Raw genomic sequence first — 22837 nt, 5'->3', positions numbered from 1 at the left:
ATTTGTTTATTTGCGGTCTGATTGAACCGCATTAGAAATCACCGCGTCTATAGCTGATTTATGATTATCAAGTTTAGCTTCTAATTCGTCAAATTTACGCACAAGCTCGGCCAATTTTTGAATCACCTGCTCGGTTACGGGAAACGCTCCCCGTTCAATCTGACTTTGCTCAATAATATCTGAGACTAAAGTCTGAATTTGAACTCTACAAACGCCTAGATCATTGGGGTTGTTTCTTAAATCCCAACATTTTGAAATGAGGGCCGCGGCTTCATCTAATGATTTGTCAATTTCCATTGCGATGACTACCAAATACTGCGAACAGTTCAGCCCTTCATTTCTAGGTAACTTTCCATAAGGCGCTCGGAGACCAAATCTAGATTAATCGGGTATTTCCCGGCTTCAATCTGTTGCTTGATCCGGCTTACAACCTCGATATCAATCGGTGGTGTTTCCCCCAACGCAGAGACCGAAGCCTTTATAGACAAGCTACTGGCATCGACAGAACCCGCCGAGACCGCTGTAACGTCTGCGGACGCTTGCCCACCTCGGGGCGGCGCCGCCTTGGCATCCTGTGCGCCTGGCACAAGCATTTGCCGCATGTTATGTTTAATAGCGTCAACCATGACATCCTCCTGATAAACCATTAACGACGCAGATCTAGTTGATGTTAGCGATTGGTGTAACTTTTCTTGAACTTTTTACACGAACCGCAATTATTTTACCCGACTTTATATTTCTTACGTCCGTAATATCACCAATCTGCGCATTATCAAGGGCTTCGCCGATCGTTGAAATTTCTAGGCCAGATATTCGTTGCACAATTTGCACCGGCTGCCCAGTTGTCAGCGCCCAATCGAACTCTAAGTTGCGCGCGCGGAGTGGTTGCATTGCGCTTATAGCTTGAGTTGTTCTGCGTCCTACCACATCTTCTATCCGATAGAATGAGCCTATTCTCGATCCGCGTGGCGCGGGAGTGAGTGTCACAATATCGGGCGTTAAAACTTCTCCTTTTTTAACACTTGCTATTAATACGACGACTTTAGGTGAATTGTTAGCGTCAGGTTGATTGTTTTCCTTAAACCCAGGGGACGCGTCCACAACTCGGATCATTACCGACCATGATAACGCGACATCTTGATGTGGACAGGTAACGGTCACGGTATCCCATTTGCCCGGGTATTTTGCCTCCACAAGAAGAGCCTGATCGCATGTGTAGTAAAGCCTATGATCCGCAACTTTCGGCACGGCCATGATGTCTTCATGTGCCAGCCGCTCTAAGATTGCAGATTTGATATCTAATCCGGTCACAACCGTATTGGCCAAAGCCGGTGTAAGAACGGCAATGGCGGCTATCATCGGTGGGATCAGTAACCCAAGTCGATGCGAAAAGGCTCTCATTTCAGCTCCATAAATTGAACGGTTTGACCGGCAAAGAACGCGCTTGTCCGTGAACTATCCAAAGGACGAACTTCGGCGGATTGATCGTTTAGGACTTCAATTTCCAGAATTTCATAGGGCGTATCCCTGCCCTGTGTATAGGCAAGATGATGGCGGGTGAGGCCATCATTCCGGCCGAAAGGGGCTGTGAGTGTTCCTTCGCGCAGGACCAACTTAGCGGAAAGGGATTGGCACATCCTTTGAACAATCATATCGCGCGCCATATCACGCGCCATAGCTCCGATTTGCGTCAAGATTTCTTGCCGAGTCGCGCGGGAATTTGCGTTCACCAACTGGATTGGCGTGGTGCGATTCAGTAACAATTCCCGCGTCACCACCCGCACCAAAGGCGCGCTCTCCAAGCTGGGATCAAATAACTTACTTTCAACTTGGACCAACAGACCGTTTTTGAACGCACTGCTTTTACTGCCAGATAAAGAAATAGTAGTGGATAGGGTTTTTGCTTGAGCCTTGGCGCCAGCCTCTTGCAGCACACCAAGGGTTAAAGATGTATAGTCAAACTCCGCCGCCAGACTGGATTGGCTTTGCCTGCTAACGTCGGATGCCTCAAATAGGGTCACACCGTCGAGCGCGTTGATGTCGCGATCTAGCAGCGCTGCGGTCACCTCTTCAGTTGCAATCAGCCAGGCGGGCGCAGAAGCCGCTAGTTTTACCTGCGGGCGTTGTAGCCCAATGTCCAAAACGGCCCGGCGAGCGCAAGCGGGCGGTGTATCGATGCGCCCAACATAAGCTTGAATAGCAATCCTTGCGGTGGAGCGGGTCACCTTCTCCTCCACTATCCTATAGTCAAGAATCTGACTGTCTGGTCTGACCACCAATACATCACTTGTCAAAACAGCGTTAGAGGTGACGCTATAACCGTTTATCCTTGCGCCACCCTTGAGGGCCGCCTGATAGAGCGCATCTTGCAAGGCGCGGGACCTGAGGCGCGCATCAGAGGCTGCGCCGGTCGCAACCGCCTGTCCCACGGCCTCAACGCGTTTTATTTCACCCTCGGCCGATACAGGCATAGCCGCAATAAATGTGACGGCGATGAGCACATATTTTATGCCGCGTAAGACTGTTTGACCGCCGGCCCGCATCACGATCACCAGCTACGGTTGGCGCGTAGCAATTGCCGGATTGTACCGCGATCAATTTCGAGCGTTACAGCATAGGTGTCAGAGCCCTTTGGTTCGATCTTAACCGTGCGCGCACCGGCAATCAATCCCGCCAGGGATGCGCGGAAGACATCAGATTGCACCACATTCTCGGAGACCTGCGTATCCCCCAGCACGGTCAATCCATGCACCTGCTCTGTCAGCATGCGCATGGCGTCCATTCGCGCGGCTCGGATGGCCATGAGACGGCGTTGGTTCAAAGTCTTACCTGGTTGGGATCCGATCGAAGAATAGCCTATAGCGGAAATTGTTGGAACAGTTGCCGATGCGGCAACCACTGGCACGGGCAAGTTAGATGACAGAGGGCTGGCCGCTTTCTTCGGCGTGTCGGACTTGAGAGCCGTCCGCACAACTTTCAATTCTTTGGCTTGCTCTTGCGACGTAATCTCGGCTTGAGTTTTTCCGGTTAAGTCAAAACCGGACATAAGATCACTGCAACCAGACAGGCTCAAGGCGCAAAGCCCGGCCACAATGGTCCAAACATAGGGTCGCGACGGTTTTTGGGTCGAATGATGGCGCATTGTTCATAGCTCCTGTGGGAATTCATTGCCTCAACCCTGCAGGTTCCATGCCAAGCAGTCTTCTCCCACTAAAAAAGATTTAATCAGTTGGCACGGGTTTTGCTTCTTCTAGCTTGTAAGGCCTTCGCCGCCTACCAAAACAAGGAACACAAGACCGTGAAATCGTCCATTTATTCAATAAACACGACTCTTATAGCTGCGCATGCTCGCTTTGCCAGTGGTCGGGTTTTTGACGGGGGCACCATGTCATGGATCTGACACGCAACCAAATCCTGACAGCTGACCTTAAATCTGCCATGGGCGGTTCCGTTCTGCCCATTGGCATTTTGATCTTGGTCGCGATGATGGTTTTGCCATTACCAGTCTTTCTTTTGGACACATTCTTCGTGGTCAATATAGTCCTGTCCCTGCTGATACTAATGGTCGCCCTGCACACCCACCGCCCACTTGATTTTTCCTCTTTTCCAAACTTAATCTTGATCGCAACGGTCTTGCGATTGGCCTTGAATGTGGCTTCAACGCGCATTGTTTTGAGCGAAGGTCATACAGGCAGTGACGCCGCAGGGCAGGTCATCAAGGCTTTCGGCGATTTTGTAGTCGCTGGGAATTACGCAGTTGGCATCTTCGTTTTTGTCATTCTCGTGATTATCAATCTCGTGGTTATTACCAAAGGTGCCGGCCGAGTATCGGAAGTATCCGCAAGGTTCACCTTAGACGCCATGCCCGGAAAACAAATGGCCATTGACGCCGATTTGAACGCAGGCATTTTGACGCCAGAAGAAGCGACCGCACGCCGCCAAGAAATTGGCAATGAGGCGGATTTTTATGGCTCCATGGATGGGGCGTCAAAATTTGTCAAAGGTGACGCAGTCGCTGGCTTGCTGATCCTTGCGATTAACATCTTGGGCGGGCTGATTATTGGTATCGCGCAGCATGACATGGCCGTCGGCGATGCCGCGCAAGCCTATATCTTGCTCTCCATTGGTGATGGTCTTGTGGCCCAAATCCCGTCGCTGCTGTTGTCGATTGCCACAGCCATCATCGTCACCCGCGTCTCCTCAACCCAGGACATGGCTCAACATATTGGCGGCCAGGTCAACCTCTCACGCGCTTGGATTCCCACCGCACTCGTCATGTTCATAATTGGATTGGTTCCAGGCATGCCTAACCAATTGTTCATCGCTTTTGCGGGCATGGCAGCCGCAGCTGCTTATTTCTCCCGCCAATCAGAGGCTCAAAAGGTGATAGACGATGAGCTAGAGGAGCTTGCCGATGCGGATGATGAGGAGCCAGAGGCGGACTCTGTACTGTTATCAGATATCACCGATTATTCAGCAATCTCAATGCAACTAGGCTATGGATTAATTGGCCTGGTCGATGAAGAACAATCGGGCCCTCTCGTGAGCCGCGTCACTGGTATTCGTCGGGAAGTCTCTCGCGGCTTGGGCTTTGTGGTCCCTGGCGTGCGCATCCGTGATGATCTGTCCTTGGAGCCCAACCAGTATCGAATCCGCATCGGGCAAACCATCGTTGGAGAGGACATTATATATCCCGACCGCAAGTTGGCCCTACCCGGTGACGGAACACATATTCAGCTAGATGGAATTGAAGTGAAAGATCCTTCCTTCGGCATTGATGCCATCTGGATCCGCCCAGAGCAGCAAGCAGAAGCCGAAGCCCATGATTATGCCGTGGTTGAGCCTGACTCTGTGATTTCCACCCATTTGAGCCAGTTACTCACCAAACATGCCGCTGACTTGGTTGGACAAGATGATGTGCAAACCCTCTTGGATCGTCTGTCCGAAATCAGCCCAAACCTTGTTAAATCCATTGTGCCAAAATTAATTCCACTTCACGTGCTGACGCTCGTCTTACGCCGATTGCTATCTGAACGTATACCAATTTCTGATTTCCGCCGCGTGCTGGAAGGCCTATCGAATCTTGTTGGTCCCAACATGGGCCCCAATGAAATGGCAGAAGCCCTGCGCCCCTCTTTGGCCCCACTTCTGATCCAGCAGGTCGCGCCACTTGGCACTGTATTGCCATTGATGACCCTTACACCTGAGCTTGAGCAGCTGATGCTGCGCACCGCGCGTCAGAGCGGCGATGAAGGGTTGATATTAGAAGGTACTTTAGCCCAGCAACTCATGCGCTCTATCAATGAAACAAGTGAGAAGCTAAGCGCTGAAGGCCGCCCGAGCATCATGGTCGTCGCGCCCCAAATTCGCCGGTTGTTTTCCGACTTCGTCCGCAGCCATGTGCCAGACATCATCATCCTGAGCTTTACGGAATTGCCGGAAAACCGACGTGTTGAAGTCTACGCCACAATCGGTGGATTTGATGCCCTTGCCTCTGATGACGACCGCGCTGATGTGCCGAAGGCATCAGAACGCCAACCTGAAACCGTATGAAGGGAATAAACATGCCCACAATCACAGTGACAGCTCCCGATAGCGCTATGGCGATGGATGAAGTTGTAAGGCAACTTGGATCTGAAGCCTATATCCTTTCCACATCCCACCAAGATGGCCTGGTGCAGATTAAGGCGAGCCTTGATCCACTGAACAGCTCTCCTCGTCGCCCCAAAGCCATTCAAACTGTATTTGAAAAAGAGATGGAAAAACAGTTTTACTCTTTCCCCAAGGTACAGACTGACCCTGCCAAAGATGGCATAAAAAACCCTGTAAAAAAATCATCAGAACAGATAGTTGAGCAGGATTCCTTAACGACCCCAGGCAAACAAGCGGCGCGAATCGAACCGAGTTTAAAAATCGTACCCTCGCAAGCAAAACCGGGCCAAGACACAAGAGAAGAGAAAGAAAACCAGAGTATTGAAGCGCGTGTCACGAAATTGGAGCAAGAATTAAAACTTATTTCACCTTTCGGTCTTGAAGAGAAAATATCAAAAGAAGGAGTCCTAAGCGCTCCTTTATCATCGAGCCTTACCCATCACAGTTTGGTGCAGTTGGGCTTTGATCGCAATTTAATTCATGCTTCCATGTTGATACAAAGCGCCCAGGGCCTGCCAACTTCGAATACTAATCTAATCGCCCACCTATCTAAGCAGATGGTTGCGCATGAGGCACCGAGCACTCTGGACGCAGATGTGATTTTAGTTGTCGGCCCCTCTGGCAGCGGAAAGACCACTTTAAGCGCAAAATTTGCTTCTATGATACACGAAAACACGAAAACACGTGGTGTAAAGTTTGTCAGCTTAGCTAACATCAATCGACCTCACTCCAGCCTTTTAAGACACTACGCAAAACTGTTAGATGCCCCAATCTCTCGTTGGTCAATTTCCCGACCAAAGGCCTGGCGCCCAATCGAGTCCAATACGATACAAATTATCGATGTGGCCTGTACAACTAACGAAATAATTGAGATTTGGCCTGAATTACAAGCTCACTTTGGTGATCACAAAGTACAGGTTATAATGGCTATACCAAGCGGTTTAGCCACCGATAGGCTTTCCAATGAATTAGACAAGGCCACGGAGTTAAATGCGCATGTTGTGCTAACAAAGCTGGACGAATTTGAATTTTCCATTCCAGAATTCTCCAAACTGCTTACTAAAGCAGCCAAAGTAGGTTGGTTGACTGGCAGTACTGATCTCAAAGGAAATTTAGCGAAAGCCACAAGTCAAATTATGGAACAACATTTACAAGCATATGCTATAGAACCTACAACAGAAGTAGATAACACGAGTTTGGGCAAAAATTCATGACCAGCACAATCACAATCGCTAGCGGTAAGGGTGGCGTAGGGAAGACATGTATTGCCGTTAACCTGGCGATTATGTACGCGCAACTTGGTCATCGAGTGTGCCTTTTTGATGCAGATTTTGGGTTAGCCAATTCTCACATATTGATGGGTAAAAATGCTCAAAAAACACTCTATGATACGCTCACTGGTGATTTAACAATTGAAGAAATAATCGAGACTGGACCCGATGGCGTGAAGCTTTTAGCGGGAGGGAGTGGCCTGGTTGACATGATGAACATTGACGCGCGCGCGCGCTATCAACTCATTCGAAATGTCGACTCTTTGCAAAGTAAAACAGACATTCTCATTACCGACGCCCCTGCAGGCGCGAGTGACAGTGCTTTGGCGTTTGTTGCCGCATCCCAGCGCGTGCTGGTCGTGGTGGTTGCGGAACCCACAAGTTTCATGGATGCTTACGCGGTCATAAAGGCCGCCCAATATGAACATAAGCTTCATCATTTTTCCATCGTCATTAATATGGCGAAAGACGGCGCGGAAGCCTTCAAAAATTTTGAAAAATTCCAGAGTATTGCCACAAAATTTCTAGATGTAAATCTGACCTTTGCAGGGCATATCCCCTTTTCAAACGCAATGCGACGCGCGGTTGTACAGCGCAAGGCGCTCCTTTCCACCGCATCTAAGGCTCATGAGAAGGAACTCATGGCCTTCAAGTCGCTTGCGCGGGAAACACTGAAAGCTCCAATGAACGCGTTTGACGGGATACGTTTTTTCGACGGATCTACCTCACCGAAAGAAGGATCATGACTGTAAGTAAGGGATATTACCAAGAGCAGAAACCGGACCCGGAAGATCTGATTATGTCAGAACTGCAAACGGTCCGAAAACTCGCGTTTTATTTCTATGGACGAGCAAAGGGTGCCGTTGAAGTGGATGATTTACTGCAGGTCGGATATATTGGCTTAATTGACGCAAGCCAGAAATACGTCAAAAAACCAGGTGTAACCTTTAGCAGCTACGCCAAAATCCGTATTCGCGGGTCTATCGTAGATCATTTGAGGCGCAGCTCAAATTTATGTCGCACGACAATCGCGATGAAACAAAAAGTAGATAAAACGATCCTAAGCCTAGAGCGAAAGTTGCAACGCGCTCCATCAGACGATGAAGTTGCTGGGATTTTGGAATTGACGACCGAAGAATTACGCCGGTGGCAACAGGCTTTTGAGGCAAATTTACATCAATCGCTAGATGAAATGCATGATGCACATTCCATTTGGTTCGTTTCCAAAGAAGCCAATCCGGAAGAGTCCTTAAGCAATAACGAAATGAAAAGAGGCTTGAGAGACCAATTGGCAAAGCTATCAGAGCGCGAAGCTTTGGTCATGCAGCTCTACTATGTAGAGGAATTGAATGTTTATGAGATTGCAGAAATCCTTGGGGTGACCACCGGACGTGTCTCACAAATCAAGAAATCTGCGATTGGTCACCTTAGAGAAGGAATGGCCGAATTCCTTGAGTCGCCCAGCTAAAAGAGAACTCACATGGAAAACTCTGTGGTTTTACATTTTGAGCTTTTCAACTTTGAGTTTTCTTGTACCAAGACTTTTTCATTCGCAAAATCTATGGAAAACCGCAAACGCCGCTGGTCATGATCGGCGATAATAACCCCATTTGAGATCGCCGTAATAATCAAAGTAAAACTCCCCTGTGGTTGGGTTAGCTGTGCGGTCTGTCCAACTTTAGCCCTGTTGACCACCAGCTCAAATGGACCGATCATTGGGTTTGAACAGCTCATTGTACGATGCTCAAATCTTTTTAAAGATCCAAGGCTTGTAATCCCAACACCGGCAATAACTCCAAGGGCCAAAAGACCGGCTATTGTAGACGCTTTCATGATTATTCCTTCGCTTTTTTGGCCGGCTTCTTCGGCGCGGACGGCGGCGCTTCAGCTTCTACTTTCTCGGCTTTATTTGCAGATATCAATTTCTCTGCATCAGCATCACTGACATTAATCGTGGTATTTTCAAAAAACTGCATTCCGTTGACTTCGGTTTCTTTTATGATTTTGACCAATTGCCATCCAGTCGGACCATCTTGTGCCGTTAGTTTAACAGGCTCCTCCGATTTAGCCTTTGGCTTCATCGCGGCCAATTTATTCTTTGGCAGAAACTCCCCCATATGATCCTTCACAGATGAGGGTTCATCCAAACCAATACGAACAAATTTTTGCCGAATGATCCAGGACTGCGCAGCCATTGTTGCCAAGCGGATGTTGACATCTTTCTCCACATCATACCGCTCTTTCAAGAAAGATAGCGCATCATCCAAGGTTTCGTCTTGTACAGTTTTAAGAATTTTAGTGCGGATACGCATTAAATTTGCAGAAAGTTTTTTACTGGCGTCTTCCCGCGCTGGAGATTTTTCTGAGTTCTTTAACATTTTTTTTCTTTCTTAGGACCGTTTGGCATCCAACTTGCAATTATCGCTCCAAGATGGGGAGCATCCCTCTAAGAGTTGAAGAAACGAGACAGACATGAACGGTATCCGCGATCACTTCGGTTTACATGATGACGCACTAGCATTGCGATCAAAGCGCAATAATATCTTGGCGTCAAACATCGCTAACGCAGCAACACCGCACTTTAAAGCGCGGGATATCGATTTTGAAGCGGCTCTTGCTAAGGCTATGCCCTCCGGCCCAATCACGACCACCAGCAGCAATCACATCACAAGCGGCGGAAAGTCAATGGGCGGTTCGCTTGAATATCGCACGCCAATCAACCCATCACTCGACGGCAACACTGTTGAATTGTCGGTTGAGCAGATGGAATTTTCAGAAAACGTTATCCGCTACCAGACATCTTTGACGTTTTTAAACCGTAAAATATCGGGGCTCATGTCCGCGATTAAAGGGGAATAAAATGGCTGGTATTCAGAATATTTTTGACATCTCTGGCCGTGCCATGTCGGCGCAATTAACTCGGTTAAATACAGTCGCCAGCAACCTTGCCAATGCGAAAAGCTTTGCAGGAAGTAAGGAAGAGGCATTTGTGGCTATCAAACCGGTATTTGAAACTGAATATGCCACACATGCAGAAAGTTCAGGCATTGCATCCGTTAACGTAAGCGGAATTACAACTTCAGATCTGCAACCCCAACGGGTCCACCTGCCCAGTCATCCGAAAGCTGATGAAGGAGGTTACGTTTGGGGATCTGCAGTCAACATCGAAGAAGAGATGGTCGAAATGTTAGAGGCATCTCGTCAGTACCAAAATAATTTAGAAGTCGTCTCCACGTTGCGCTCATTAATGATGCGCACGGTAAATATGGGCCGCTAGGTGAAAGGAAAAATCATGTCAAATGTAGATTCAGCCGGGGCCGCGGCACAACAAGCCATATTTGATAAACTTGGGATCAACACCAATAAAACCGCCGAACAACGCGCATCTTCGGACAAATTGGGCCAAGATGACTTTTTACAGTTGATGACGGCACAGCTTCAAAACCAAGACCCGTTTGCGCCCATGGAAAACGGGGATTTCATCGCGCAAATGGCTCAGTTCTCCACAGTTTCGGGCATTGAAGAGATCAATAAAAATCTAAGTGCACTCTCGGCCGACATGAGACAGGCCCGGATCGCCACGGCCTCGACACTGCTTGGTCATTCCGTTTTGGTGCCCGGCGGCCTGGCCCGACCCGATAGCAATGGAGAAATTCATGGCGTTTTTGAGTTGCCGCAGGCAGCCAGTGCGACGCGCGTGAGCTATTCCGATGCCGCCACCGGCGAGCTGCTGCACAATGAAGATCTGGGGCCGCAGGGCACGGGTTTAGTCGGGTTTAGTTGGACGGATATCCCCGCCGCATTACGAGATGCCCAGCGCAAAATCAAGGTCGATATTGAGGCAAACACCGGCAAAGGCATGGAGAGTATCGGCCCCTCGGTTTACGCAAAAGTGCTGTCCGCCTCGTCCTTCGGAGATGAATCTACCACCGCCACGCTGGATGTCCAAGATTATGGCACGATTAGTGCAAACAGCATTGATCGCATTCGTTAACGCGTTGAGAGCAACACAACACGCTTAAGGCGCTCAACAGTCGCCGGAAATTAAGAAAGGGTACAACATGTCATTTTATACCGCTTTGACTGGGCTAAATGGTGCTCAAGCTGAGATTGCATCAACGTCAAATAACATTGCGAACGTTGGGACCACGGGCTTTAAACGCAGCCGGGCCGAGTTCGGTGACATCTTCGCGACCTCTCCTTTGCAAAACGCGTCCTCATCGATTGGTTCGGGTACCATTCTAAAAGGGGTGAAACAGCAGTTTACCCAGGGTAACATCGCGTCGTCACTGAACGCGCTTGACCTTGCGGTCTCAGGTCAGGGGTTCTTCGCATTGAAACCATCTTTGACCTCAACCCAAACGGTTTACACACGGAATGGCTCTTTCAACGTCGACAATGATCGCTACGTTGTAGACAGCGCAGGCCAATATTTGATGACCTATCCTGTGAACCTTGACGGCTCGGTGACCGCCAAAGATCTCGACAGCGCTGTTCCATTGCAATTGCCCGTGACCTCGGGTGAGCCCAAAGCGACAGGAAAAATCGATCTAGGGGTGAACGTCCCGGCGGATGCACCCGTTGTCACACAATTAAGCCAATTCGAAGATGGCTATACTTTTGACGCAAATGACCCCAATACCTACACAAACTCAACATCTATCACCATCTTTGATGACCTCGGAAACCCAACGATTGCAACGATTTACTTTATCAAAACCCAAAACGCCTCCGGCGATGATCCAACCAACAAATATGACACGCGTTTGGTGATCAATGACACAATCATCCAACCTGATCTGGTTAAGGCCGTGGATGATACCGAAAAGCAACTATTCATTGATCGCTTTGGCAATCAAACCACTGAAGTGCCCGACGATAACTACTTCCTAGAAGGCAAAGGATCGCCACTCTATAAATTGGATGATCTTAAACAACAGGTCTCCTCACAGCCGGCCACATTGCGCGGCGAGCAAAGTGCTTTTGACTTTGGTGAAGAAGGCGACAAATTGGTTGAGATCGTGACTGATCCACTTTTGTTCAAAGCGACGCGCGAAGGTGGAAAAAGTGATAGTGATATTTTCTGGGGCAAAGATTTTTTGACGGTCAATGTTGATGACAGTGATGCACCTGTCTCCATCGATGTCCGTCCCGGCCTTTACAACGCTGAACAACTCGCGTCAGAGGTGGAGCGCGCGATTAATGAAGCTTACGGAGACGACAAAAAAATCCAAGTTTATCAGAATATTGACGATAAAATGACAATTGATTTATTCAAACTTGGAGCAGATGGATCATTGAGCGGTCTGCAAAATAAAATCGAAATAGACATTCTTCAAGACACATCTGTGTCCGAACTCATGAACTTGGATGTGGAGGGCGCGTCACCTGACTTCAGCCGTGAAGAATTTCTGTCACACACGCAAACAAGAATAAACGATGAGCTCAACGACTATATCTATGACGCAGACGACACGTTGGGTTCTGGCGCTTCAGCACTGGGCGTCGAGGGCCGGTTATTTACTCGAACTATTGGCGCAGCGATGTCGTCAATTTATACATCGCCAGAGGTTATTGAAGTTACGCATAAAGAAGAAGGTGTCTCTCCCGACAATAAGCGGTTTCTGTCCTATTCTTATTTTGGAGATCGTCCAACATTATCCGTGTATGATAAGAAACTCGCACTGAAAGGCGTCACGGGTGGCGTATTAAACGCTTCAGGAGATGCCGTGGTCTATGATAACACGCAAAATACCTTAACCATCAACGTGCCCGCTGATTTTGGCATACCCGCGTCCTCTGCAATACGGCTTGTTGGACCCATTACAAATGCCACGGGTGATTTTGAAACCCATCTCAATGGCCGTGAACTGCGTGTCTTTGAAAATTCATTGATTGAACCGAGTGTTGGAACAGCGTACCGAAGCCTTCGCATTGACACTTCCGGCTTGAACTTGCCTGAATCGAGATTCGAGCTGGCCGAAACTAACTTATCAATTTTGTTTGAAACATCACAAAATCTAGAGGCCTTTGTGGAGGGTGCAGTTAACCCAGTCGAGGGCGCTTTTGAGACATTCAACTCCAAACGCATTGTCGTGCGCGAAATTGGATCTTCGGCGCAGCGTTCAACTTCACAAACCACCACGGCTGCAGCATCGGCATTATCCTTTGGCAATACATTGATCGGAACATCCGCCGCCAAAACAGCTCTTGGATTGGACACACCCAGCTCAAAAATTTCTTGGATTGACGAAAACAACCCTCCGATCAAGATAACCTATGATGAATTAGAACAACGCTTTCAATTTACAGCCGATCGGACCGTACTTGGAACTGGGACGGGAAGTAATTTTAACGCCTTCTCTGTTTACGGCGCAGCAGATGCAGAAAGCACCAATGGATTGGGCATTCCCTCAAGTGGTGCCGCAGAGCAAGTGCTCATCCGCGGCGGAGAAATCTTGTCTACAGAATCTTTTATTGCAGACGGCGAAGAGGTCAGGCTCAACGACAAACGCTACGGGATCAGCGTGCAATATAACGGCGACACTAAATCTTTTACCGTTGCCAGTGGGTCTACCGGAGAAACTATTGCCGCTAATGGCGCTTTGGGTGTGGGCGAAGATCAAAAATCGTCAAATATTCAAATCGGCCGTCGGATCATTTCAACCGACGGCGGCGGAGCTGCAGATCAAAGTGAAGTTATTAGTCTAGACAATCGCATCATCGGCGGAGGCGAAAATGCACTGTTCGGCTTTGGTGCAACGAAGCAGGACTTTACTTTCCAAGAAGGTCGCGGTCTTGCGGCTGCGCCGGCTATTTCAACCGGGCGCGCGGCCCAGGGGGATTTGACCGAAGTATTCCGGCTAACCTCCTCCAATAATGAAAACCGCTTCAACGTGTCAGTCAACGGGATCGCGGGGATCATCGACATCCCGGCGGGGAACTATGTGGGAACCACATTGGCGAGCGCTTTGGAGGAAAGGATCAATCAGATCACCTCCCCCCTGACCGGAGAAGCTGTTGGCGGTGTGACTGTGCGCTTTTCTGCCGCGGATAATAACTTCACCTTTACCACCGGGACCACCGGGGAATCGTCTACCATCAAAGTCAAAGGCGCTGCACGCCTTGGCCTGGATGATGTGCCTTTGGGTGTGGGATCGGTTCCGAAGATCTTTAACTTGGTGCAAGCCACAAATTCCGACGGCATTGCCCTATATGTCGATGCGCAAGGGGATGTAGTCACCACACCACCAGAAAGCATGGTGGATGGTTATTATCCGCTCTACATTGACGAAGGCGAGTTAACCTTCGACAAAACAGGTAAACTGGTGAGCCCGAAAAACGACGTACGCTATGAACAACAAGCAGAAGGGTTCTCGATCTCCCTAGATATCGACTACTCCCTCTCCAGCCAGTTCGCGCAGCCATTTTCTGTATTGTCCGTCGAGCAGGATGGTTTCACATCCGGTCGTTTGGATGGTTTGGAAATTGACAGTTCCGGGACCATTCGCGCCAACTATACCAACGGCCAAAACAACCCATTGGGTAAAATCGTTGTCGCCAACTTTAACAACCAAAACGGTCTAAAGCAGATTGGGAACGCAACCTATGTGGAAACTGCCGTCAGTGGCACGCCGCAGGTTGGCGAAGCGGGCGCCGAAGGGTTTGGGAATATCCTCTCAGGTTCGCTGGAGCGCTCGAATGTGGATATTACCGAAGAGCTGGTGAACTTGATTACCGCACAACGGAACTATCAAGCCTCGGCCAAGGCCATCGAGACCACGACCAGCTTGACCCAAACTATCATTAATATCCGCATGTAAGTGGAGCGGCAGGAGTAGTTCATCATGGATAGAATGATACATACGGCACTCAACTCGATCAAAACAATGAACGATGTCCGCACGACCTCTGCAAACAACCTGAGTAGTGTGGACATTCCAGGGTTTCGCAAGGATCTGCCAAATGATGGTGGCTCTGCATTCGTGCAAGCCATGGATCAGGCAACCGCCCGGGTCTTCAGACTGGAAACTGGAAAGGCCGGATTTTCGGACAGTCCTGGACCGCTCAAGCAAACCGATCTAAAAACTGACATTTCCATTGTTTCCGCGGGTTATTTTTATGTGGAACCTACAACAGGTGGAGACATATCCTTAACACGGCGCGGCGATTTTGCCCTAAACCCAGATGGTTTTTTGGTAAATGGTGCCAATGAAAAAGTGTTGGATGATAATTTACAGCCTCTACAACTCCCACCGTTTAACGACCTTAAAGTATCGAATATCGGTGAAATTTCGATTGAGCCATTTGATGGCCCCCCGGGCCAGTACGTTCAAGTCGGGCGGTTCGGCCTCACATCAGCCGTCGGGGAAACGCTGACAAAACATGCCGACAGTCACATACGAAGATTTGACGGCAGCGTGCCTGCGCCCGATCAAAAAGTAACCATTGTTCAGGGCATGCTTGAAGCATCCAACGTAGACGCTGTTGAAGAACTCGTTTTGTCTTTAGAGACCCAACGTCAATTCGAAATGAATATTAAATTCATTAAGCTGGCGGAAGATATTGACCGCGGCGGCGCCGAACTTATGAGGCTTCCGCAAAACTAGAAACAGCTTTGGCATGGCTCTTGCAGTAATCTATTCGAACCTCTGGTCTAGGAGTTAGAAGATGTCCACAGCCGCCATGCATGTCGCCAAAACTGGCCTCACCGCACAACAAACCAAGATGCAAATTATTGCTAACAATCTTGCCAATGTGAATACGACCGGTTTCAAAAGCGATCGCCCCAATTTTGAAAGCCTGCTGTATCAGGTGACCCAATCTGCGGGCGGGCAAACGGCTGATGGGACAATGTTGACATCCGCTTCAGCAGTTGGAACAGGCGTCAAGCTTCTGAATACACAAAAACTTTACACGCAGGGTGGACTGTTGTCTACGGATAACTCCCTGGATTTGGCAATCGACGGCGCTGGTTTCTTTCAAGTTTTAATGCCGGATGGGCAAATGGGCTACACGCGCAACGGTACATTTTCGCGCAATGGCCAAGGCACTCTGACAACTTCCAGCGGTTATGTCGTTCAGCCAGAAATTCAAATCCCAGAAGGCACCAACGAAATCAACGTGTCCTCCGACGGCATCATTTCGGTCATGCTCGCCGGACAATCAGACCCGCAAGAGGTGGGGCAAATCGCGCTTGCCAACTTCGTCAACCCACAGGGTTTGCAAGCGATTGGCGAGTCTTTTCTGATTGAAACAGGCGCCAGCGGCCCACCGGTTGAAGGCAACCCTCGCAGTGCCGGTTTTGGCAAGTTAAGCCAGGGTTTCCTCGAAGGTTCAAACGTTAATGTTGTGCAGCAATTGGTCAATATGATCGAAACTCAACGCGCCTATGAAGTCAGCTCAAAGTCGATTTCAGCCGTGGATGAAATGATGCGCTTCTTGTCAAATAACTTGTAAGGGAGTGAAAATGAACCTCTCCAAAATATCCTTTGGTGTAATATTTTGTACATGTCTCACATCGTTGACAGGATGTGTCTCCACCTATTCGGAGGAGCAAAACAGTGCAGAATACCAGCCAGTCTCACCAATGACCTTTGCACCACAGCAGCAAACCCGCTACCCGTCAGGGGCTATTTACAACTCCGCTCAAGCTGGGCTCTTTGCAACGGATCGCCGCGCAAGCCGAATTGGCGATATTTTGACAGTCTCTTTCGCTGAGAACTTTCAGGCGACGAAGTCCCAAAACGCCGCCAACAACAAAGCCACCGGGTTTGACCTAGACATGCCCAATATTTTAGGCCTAAACCGATTGGAAAGCTCGCTGAGTGCCGGAACGGATCAAAGCTTCTCTGGTTCTGGATCAGCTGCACAATCTAACAGTCTTACGGGGCAGATGTCTGTCACCGTTGCTCGGGTCTTCGAAGGCGGCAATCTTGAGATTTTAGGTCAAAAGAAGCTGACCCTGAACAATGGGGATGAATATATCCGCGTGCGTGGAATTGTGCGCCCGGAAGATATCAGCTCAAATAATGTCATATCATCTGATCGCATCGCCAATGCTGAGATCAAATATATCGGTGCAGGTGATGTGGCCAATACGGCAAAAGCGGGCTGGTTGCAGCGCATTCTTACTGATTTATCCCCTTATTGAGGCTAATGAACCCATGACCCTCCCTCCCCCTTTCACGCGCAGCATCGCAGCCGTTCTCTTCGTGCTCTTGGCGCAAACGGCGGCCCATGCCGAACGCGTTAAAGATATCGCCAGCGTGGCTGGGGTTAGGGCGAACCAACTTGTTGGCTATGGGATCGTCGTGGGCTTAGCGGGCACTGGGGATGGCAATTCTGGTCTAACCTTGCAGTCAATGCAGGCTATGGTGTCTCGGTTTGGGCTGGTCACAGATGTCTCAGGTCTTAACGCTAAGAATGCAGCTGCGGTTATGATCACCGCAGAGCTGCCCGCATTTACGAAAGTAGGCCAAACCCTCGATATCACGGTATCCACAATGGGCGGCGCCAATTCTCTACGCGGCGGCACCCTATTAATGAGCCCCCTTCTGGGCGCCGATGGTGAAACCTATGCAATCGCCCAAGGCAATCTGGTTGTGGGTGGCCTGGGCGTCCAAGGGGCCGATCAATCCTCGCTTGTGGTCAATGTGCCGACTGTCGGGCGCATTCCCCGCGGCGCATCTGTGGAACGTATGGTGCCCAGTGCCTTTTTGGAAACCCCACATTTGGTCCTAAACCTACATCGCGGTGATTTCACCACAGCATCAAATACTGCGGAGGCTATCAATAGCATTTTCGGCCCTGATGTGGCGGTGCCATTGGATGCAAACTCGATCCGTGTGCGTGCTCCAGTTGATCCAAGTCAGCGCGTTTCCTTTATGTCCTTGATGGAAAACGTTGAAGTGCAGCAGGCCGAACCTCCCGCACGGGTGATTATCAATTCGCGCACCGGCACCATAGTCATCGGCGGCAATGTGCGCGTGACCCCTGCCGCCGTCACGCATGGCACGATGACCGTGAGCGTCAACGAAGATTTCAATGTCGATCAAGGTCAAACCGTTGTCACCAATGGCGATCAAACCGTGGTGGCACCGAATGATCCGGTGATCACACCTGACACAGACATCCAGGCCGAAGAAGAAACAGCGACAGCATTCGTATTTGATCCGGGTGTTTCACTCTCCTCATTGGTCAACGCAATCAATGCGGTTGGCGCCACCGCCTCTGATTTGGTCGCGATCTTAGAAGCCCTACGCGAAGCCGGTGCCCTGCGTGCTGAGCTGATAATCATTTAGGGGGATCCGTCGATGGCAGATTTTGCAGGCATGTCGAGCCAATCTTTCGCATTGGCTCAGGCGCGCGACACAATGCGGGCCAGCGCCGCCTGGAGCCCGACCCATTTGGATCGCAGCAAAAGCGAAAAAGAACAGCTCTATGAGGTGGCCAAAGAATTTGAATCGATTTTTCTTGCCGAATTTCTAAAACAAGCGCGCCAGGGGGAATTGGCCGAGGGCATGTTTTCATCTGAAGCCGGCAAGACCTTTCAAGGCATGCTGGACGTTGAAGTTGCACGCAGCAGCTCCACCGGTATCTCACTCGGCCTTGCTGAAGCCATCGTCACACAGTTGGGCGCCGGCCTGTCCGATCAGGTGAAATAGCCATGGCTGGTTTATACGATATCGGCAGCAGTGGCATTCAAGCCTATCGCAAAGCCCTCAGCGTCACCGGACAGAATATTGCAAACCTGAACACCGAAGGCTACCGTCGGCGCGAAGCCTCAATGGAAGAAATTTCCGCGACACAAGGCGGAATATTGAGCGTGTCGGATCAAGTTGGCTTGGGCGTGCGCGTGTCGGATATTTCCCGCGCCTTTGATGGCTTCATCGCCGCACGCGCGCGCGACAGCCAATCCGATTTCTCCCGCGCCGATACCTATAAAGACGCGCTCAATACTCTGGAATCGGTGCTCTTGCCCGAAGACTATGATCTGACCTTCTCAATCAACACCTTCTTCAATGGCATCAGCAGCATTGCCCAGGCGCCTGGGGATCTTGCCGGGCGCGTTGTGGCGCTTGAGCAGGGCAAGGCGCTGGCCTCCGCCTTTGCGGCTTTGGCTGGATCCTTGGATGCCCTTCAGACCTCAATCGAAAGCGGTATTGAAAGCGCGATTTCCTCTTTGAACATTGAAACCCAAGGCCTGGCCAATATCCAAGCCACGCTGATTTCAGCAGGCGGCAGCGGCAATGCGGCGAATTCTCTGTTGGATCAGCGGGATAAATCCATATCCAGCATCGCAGAGTTTGTGGGACTCTCCGCGGATTATCAAACCCGAGGCGATGCCACATTAAGCCTTGGTTCCACAGGCTCGGGTCCCATACTCGTGGAAAGCAAAAACGCCGCAGCCCTCTCGGCCAGTTTTGAAGAGGGTAAGGTGACTATCTACGCCGGCGGTGGTGGCTCACTGCGCCCCACCAAACAAATCACCTCCGGCATTATCGCAGGCCTGGTCGCAGCCTATGAGGCCATCGGACAAACCACGCGCGATCTCGATGGATTGGCCCGAACCGTCATGGGCGACCTCAACACTGTGCACAGATCGGGGTTGACCCTCAATGGTTTGCGCGGTGGGGATATGTTTTCACTTGATGCAATTGACGTTCATCAATCCACCTCGAATTTAGGATCCATTGCCACATCAATCTCTGCACCCGCGGGTGTGGTCAGCGACGCAACGCTGACCCTGACCTATGACAAGGCCAATAATATCTGGAATGCCGCCAAACCAGACGGTGCAATTGTCGCCAGCGGCACAAGCTCGGTGGAATTCCAAGGCGTCACCATAGCGATCAGTGGCGCGGCCGCGGATGGAGACGAAATCTCTTTGTCGATGTCACAAGGCAAAGCCGCCAATATGAAATTCTTGCTGTCCAAAGCCGAAGAGTTTGCGGCCGCAGGCGCGATCGTGTCGTCAGAAAGCCTCGAAAATTCAGGCTCTGCCAGCATCTCGGTTGGCTCTTTTTCAATTCCTGAGCCAAGCGGACTGACAGATTTAACACAGCTGTTGAAAAACGATTCCGGCAGCGTCGCCGCCACACGTTTACGCAATGATGGCGTTATTGGCGTCATTCCCGCTGGGGTGAGCAATATTGACCTGTTCTCTCTCAAAACCCAGGACAGCCTGTCCTTTAGCCTCTCGGACGCGCAACAAAATAATCTCTCAAGCCTCACCGTTACACTCGGCGGTGTTGACTATGAATTTGATGCATCCGCCTTCAACACACGCCGCATCGAAGACCTCGCCACAAATATGTCCCAGTTCGCTGAGATGTTGAACAATGGAACGCTGGTCACCGCTGATCAGAAAAATTTCGCCGATCTCGGACTTTTTGCCGCTGGAAACAGTGGTCTTTTATCCATTGCAAGCGGTGGCGACGCAATGACCGGCGGTTCCATTTTGGCCGGTGACGCAATTTCTGGCGGCCTGTCAATTGGCAATGCGACAGCGTCCCAAATTCAAGTCTTCACCCGCGAAGGCCGGCAAATCGCCGGTGTTCCTTTAACCACATCAGAGGTGATCAACTACCTGACCCCGGCCAATGGATTTTTGGATCAAGCCGAATATAGTGCACAATATTTGAATGGTGGTGCAGACAATAATTTTCAAGGCAGTAGCATTCAGCGATCCAGCCCATCCGGGGCGCAAACCCTGCGATTTTCCACCAGTGGCTTCGCCCCCCCAGTTTGGTCCGGGGACAGTTTCCCCATCACTGTGCCCACCCAAGCACAAACGATCTCTTTGTCCATTGGGGCAGAGGGCGGCGTAGATTTTGAGGTCCCGCAGGGGGTCATGGCAAATTACATCGCCCAAGAGATGAACGCACTCAGCGCTGATCTGGGGGTGAAAGCACAGGCCCAGACCCGCCTGCGCCTCTCTGCGGTGCCCGATGGGCAGATTAGTTTTTCTCTAAAGGCTGAAAATTCTGAGCCCATCGATTTCGTTGGCACAGTGTCCAATTCTGATCTCAGAGATCTTGCTGTGGTGATAAATGCAAGATCCTCTGAAACGGGGATAACCGCGCATGTATCAGCCGATTTTTCGCAACTGACTCTCAACAATGCCGAAGGCTACGACATTATTGTTGGTGACGTGGCGACCGCGGGCAGTGGCGTTGAGCTCCGCCCGATTGGTCAGGCCGGTCAACCGCGCACAACGGCGCCCGTGACATTGGGTGCGGCCGGCAGCACAACCAAATTCGCACGGTTCGGTGGTGAAATCACCTTAACAGTTCCAAAAACATTCTCTCTCACAACAGATTTTGGCGTCAAAAATAGTGCAGCAGATCCCTTTTCAGACGGATCTATCCGTCGAGAAATTGACCCCGGAGGGTCCTGGATGGCCTTGGATTTCGCCGCAAGTGAAGGGTTGGATGGCAATGAAGCGCGGCCGGATGGGAGCCTGGCCAGCGCCGCAGCTGCCAAGTTTTCGATCGCGCTCGAAACAGACGGATCCGACAGTAAGATCAACGCGGCTGTGCACACCGCCACCCTGACAGACCTCAGCAGTCAATCCATCGCAGCAGCCTTGGCAAAGCAGATCCGCGCCGTGGCCCCTATACCGGTTCTCAAAGGTGTGGCGCTGACGCAAAAACCCAGTGAAGGCGACGCCATCACCCTTCGCCTCGGGCAGCAAGACTTTGTACTGCGGATGACCGATGGTGAGATTTACATCACAGGGCCGGAGGCCGGGCGCCTCTCCGCAAGCTTCAATGAGAATTTAGAGCTCACCGTCAGCGCGCAGGACGGCTCTGAAATGGGGGCATTTTTGCAAGTGGCTCCAAATAACAGCGCCGCGGCGCGCGCAGTTTTTGGAGTATCCGAGGCGACGCAGAGCGAGGTGATGACGGGCCGCAGTTTCACCGCAAGCGCCTTGAGTTCCCCCCGCAGCCTCACGTTTCAATCCGGCGGGGTGAGCTATAGCGTGCAAGTCGCATTGGACAGTAACGCTGACCTGTCCATCACCTCCGCATCCCCCCTACCAGCCGGCACAACCGTGACCGGGAGCGCGCCAACAAGCGGCATCTATCAGCTCCAACTGACCCGCACCGGCGCCAGCCTGGCTGATGATTTTCGGATATTGCCCAGCGCAAATGCAACTGCACTGGGCCTATCGGTGACACCGAACCAGCTCACCGTCGATGAAAACGGATTGCGGATCTCAACCACCGACCAAAGCGCCATCGGCATTGAGGCCGCCGCAGAGAGCTTGGTGTCGGAACACATCTCACTGCGCAACCTCCCCAGTGAAGAGTTGATCGTCATTCTAACCGGGGGCGGCACGCGGCGTTTGTCAGCGCAGTTTGACCGCGAAGATGTCCCAGCTTCAGTCGGCCTGCCACGATCCTTGGATGTGGTGGTGACGGATGCGGCGAGTGGCCGAATTGAAATCATAGACCATCTTTCAGGCGACACGATTGCCAGCCGTTACCTCGACGAAACCGGTATGTTTAATGTGGCTGGCGTTGATTTGGTATTAAAGGGCACCTTGATGGATGGTGACAGTTTCAGCGTGGCTGGAAACGTCAATGGCCAGGGCGACGGGCGCAATATCTCCCAGCTCTTGGCGCTGCAATCCACTGATCAAAACTCTGGACGCGGCGGGTTTTCAGAAAAATTCAGCGCATTGATCTTGGATGTTGGTGCCAAAGTGCGCTCCTCTGCGATTGCGGCCGCCTCAACCGAGGCGGTGAGAGATGCGGCCATGGAGATTGAATCTGAGTTTTCCGGGGTGAACCTCGACACAGAAGCGGCGCGGCTTCTGGAGCAACAACAAGCCTACCAAGCTTTAGCGCGGGTGTTGAGCACAGCGAAAGAGCTGCTCGATACTCTGTTACGCTCGATTTGATGAA

General features: G+C 50.7%; 21 protein-coding genes. 14 read left to right on the top strand and 7 right to left on the bottom strand.

What is annotated here, in order from left to right; translation table 11 throughout:
* Positions 1-6: 6 nt before the first annotated feature.
* The 5 genes from RCA23_RS04145 to RCA23_RS04125 are packed head-to-tail and all read right to left on the bottom strand — an operon-like array spanning position 7 to position 3142.
* Positions 7-297, bottom strand: a complete 291-nt coding sequence (locus RCA23_RS04145) for a hypothetical protein (RefSeq protein WP_044049222.1) — start codon at positions 295-297, stop codon at positions 7-9.
* Positions 298-326: 29 nt separating this feature from the next.
* Complete coding sequence (locus tag RCA23_RS04140; RefSeq protein ID WP_044049221.1) at positions 327-626, bottom strand: flagellar biosynthesis anti-sigma factor FlgM; 300 nt, start codon at positions 624-626, stop codon at positions 327-329.
* Between the two features lie 34 nt (positions 627-660).
* Entirely contained in the window at positions 661-1401 is a 741-nt protein-coding gene (gene flgA / locus RCA23_RS04135) for a flagellar basal body P-ring formation chaperone FlgA (protein WP_044049220.1), read from the bottom strand.
* The gene (locus RCA23_RS04130; RefSeq protein WP_236631423.1) at positions 1398-2543 is read right to left on the bottom strand and encodes a flagellar assembly protein T N-terminal domain-containing protein; all 1146 of its coding nucleotides are present in this window, start codon (positions 2541-2543) and stop codon (positions 1398-1400) included. The genes flgA and RCA23_RS04130 overlap by 4 nt, the downstream gene beginning before the upstream one ends.
* A 5-nt stretch (positions 2544-2548) precedes the next feature.
* Positions 2549-3142, bottom strand: a complete 594-nt coding sequence (locus RCA23_RS04125; RefSeq protein WP_052377027.1) for an LPP20 family lipoprotein — start codon at positions 3140-3142, stop codon at positions 2549-2551.
* Between the two features lie 248 nt (positions 3143-3390).
* On the opposite strand from RCA23_RS04125, the gene flhA reads away from it, so the two are divergent.
* Genes flhA through RCA23_RS04105 form a run of 4 tightly spaced genes read left to right on the top strand, consistent with a single transcriptional unit; the run spans position 3391 to position 8391 of the window.
* Positions 3391-5553: a flagellar biosynthesis protein FlhA gene (gene flhA / locus RCA23_RS04120; RefSeq protein WP_052377026.1), complete on the top strand. Its 2163-nt coding sequence runs from the start codon at positions 3391-3393 to the stop codon at positions 5551-5553.
* Between the two features lie 11 nt (positions 5554-5564).
* Positions 5565-6866 (top strand): hypothetical protein, encoded by a 1302-nt coding sequence (locus RCA23_RS04115; protein WP_169701324.1) that lies wholly within the window; start codon positions 5565-5567, stop codon positions 6864-6866.
* Positions 6863-7669, top strand: coding sequence for a MinD/ParA family protein (locus RCA23_RS04110; protein WP_044049217.1), 807 nt, complete (start codon positions 6863-6865; stop codon positions 7667-7669). Before RCA23_RS04115 ends, RCA23_RS04110 begins: the two co-directional genes overlap by 4 nt.
* Entirely contained in the window at positions 7666-8391 is a 726-nt protein-coding gene (locus RCA23_RS04105) for a sigma-70 family RNA polymerase sigma factor (RefSeq protein WP_044049216.1), read from the top strand. The genes RCA23_RS04110 and RCA23_RS04105 overlap by 4 nt, the downstream gene beginning before the upstream one ends.
* 8 nt (positions 8392-8399) lie before the next feature.
* On the opposite strand, the gene RCA23_RS04100 is transcribed toward RCA23_RS04105, so the two are convergent.
* Positions 8400-8756 carry a hypothetical protein gene (locus RCA23_RS04100; RefSeq protein ID WP_044049215.1) on the bottom strand — a complete coding sequence of 119 codons (357 nt, stop codon included), beginning with the start codon at positions 8754-8756 and terminating at the stop codon, positions 8400-8402.
* Positions 8757-8758: 2 nt separating this feature from the next.
* Positions 8759-9301 (bottom strand): DUF7302 family protein, encoded by a 543-nt coding sequence (locus RCA23_RS04095; protein ID WP_044049214.1) that lies wholly within the window; start codon positions 9299-9301, stop codon positions 8759-8761.
* 94 nt (positions 9302-9395) lie between these two features.
* On the opposite strand from RCA23_RS04095, the gene flgB reads away from it, so the two are divergent.
* The 10 genes from flgB to flgK all read left to right on the top strand — a co-directional run bounded on the left by flgB (position 9396) and on the right by flgK (position 22833).
* Positions 9396-9782, top strand: coding sequence for a flagellar basal body rod protein FlgB (gene flgB / locus RCA23_RS04090; protein ID WP_044049213.1), 387 nt, complete (start codon positions 9396-9398; stop codon positions 9780-9782).
* Position 9783: 1 nt separating this feature from the next.
* A complete protein-coding gene (flgC, locus tag RCA23_RS04085) occupies positions 9784-10200 on the top strand; it encodes a flagellar basal body rod protein FlgC (RefSeq protein ID WP_044049212.1) in 417 nt (138 codons plus the stop codon).
* 15 nt (positions 10201-10215) lie between these two features.
* The gene (locus RCA23_RS04080) at positions 10216-10917 is read left to right on the top strand and encodes a flagellar hook capping FlgD N-terminal domain-containing protein (protein ID WP_044051270.1); all 702 of its coding nucleotides are present in this window, start codon (positions 10216-10218) and stop codon (positions 10915-10917) included.
* 67 nt (positions 10918-10984) lie between these two features.
* The gene (locus RCA23_RS04075; protein ID WP_044049211.1) at positions 10985-14746 is read left to right on the top strand and encodes a flagellar hook-basal body complex protein; all 3762 of its coding nucleotides are present in this window, start codon (positions 10985-10987) and stop codon (positions 14744-14746) included.
* A gap of 66 nt (positions 14747-14812) precedes the next feature.
* The gene (locus RCA23_RS04070; protein WP_169701323.1) at positions 14813-15532 is read left to right on the top strand and encodes a flagellar basal body rod C-terminal domain-containing protein; all 720 of its coding nucleotides are present in this window, start codon (positions 14813-14815) and stop codon (positions 15530-15532) included.
* A gap of 61 nt (positions 15533-15593) precedes the next feature.
* Entirely contained in the window at positions 15594-16382 is a 789-nt protein-coding gene (gene flgG, locus RCA23_RS04065; RefSeq protein ID WP_044049209.1) for a flagellar basal-body rod protein FlgG, read from the top strand.
* 10 nt (positions 16383-16392) lie between these two features.
* Entirely contained in the window at positions 16393-17076 is a 684-nt protein-coding gene (locus RCA23_RS04060; protein ID WP_044049208.1) for a flagellar basal body L-ring protein FlgH, read from the top strand.
* 13 nt (positions 17077-17089) lie between these two features.
* A complete protein-coding gene (locus RCA23_RS04055; protein WP_081870886.1) occupies positions 17090-18226 on the top strand; it encodes a flagellar basal body P-ring protein FlgI in 1137 nt (378 codons plus the stop codon).
* Between the two features lie 12 nt (positions 18227-18238).
* Positions 18239-18589: a rod-binding protein gene (locus RCA23_RS04050; RefSeq protein ID WP_052377023.1), complete on the top strand. Its 351-nt coding sequence runs from the start codon at positions 18239-18241 to the stop codon at positions 18587-18589.
* Positions 18590-18591: 2 nt separating this feature from the next.
* The gene (gene flgK / locus RCA23_RS04045; protein ID WP_044049207.1) at positions 18592-22833 is read left to right on the top strand and encodes a flagellar hook-associated protein FlgK; all 4242 of its coding nucleotides are present in this window, start codon (positions 18592-18594) and stop codon (positions 22831-22833) included.
* Positions 22834-22837: the final 4 nt, after the last annotated feature.

This window comes from Planktomarina temperata RCA23, from assembly GCF_000738435.1.
Classification (GTDB): domain Bacteria; phylum Pseudomonadota; class Alphaproteobacteria; order Rhodobacterales; family Rhodobacteraceae; genus Planktomarina; species Planktomarina temperata.
The sequence above is the reverse complement of the archived record's forward strand: the minus strand, read 5'-3'. Positions and strand labels throughout refer to the sequence as shown.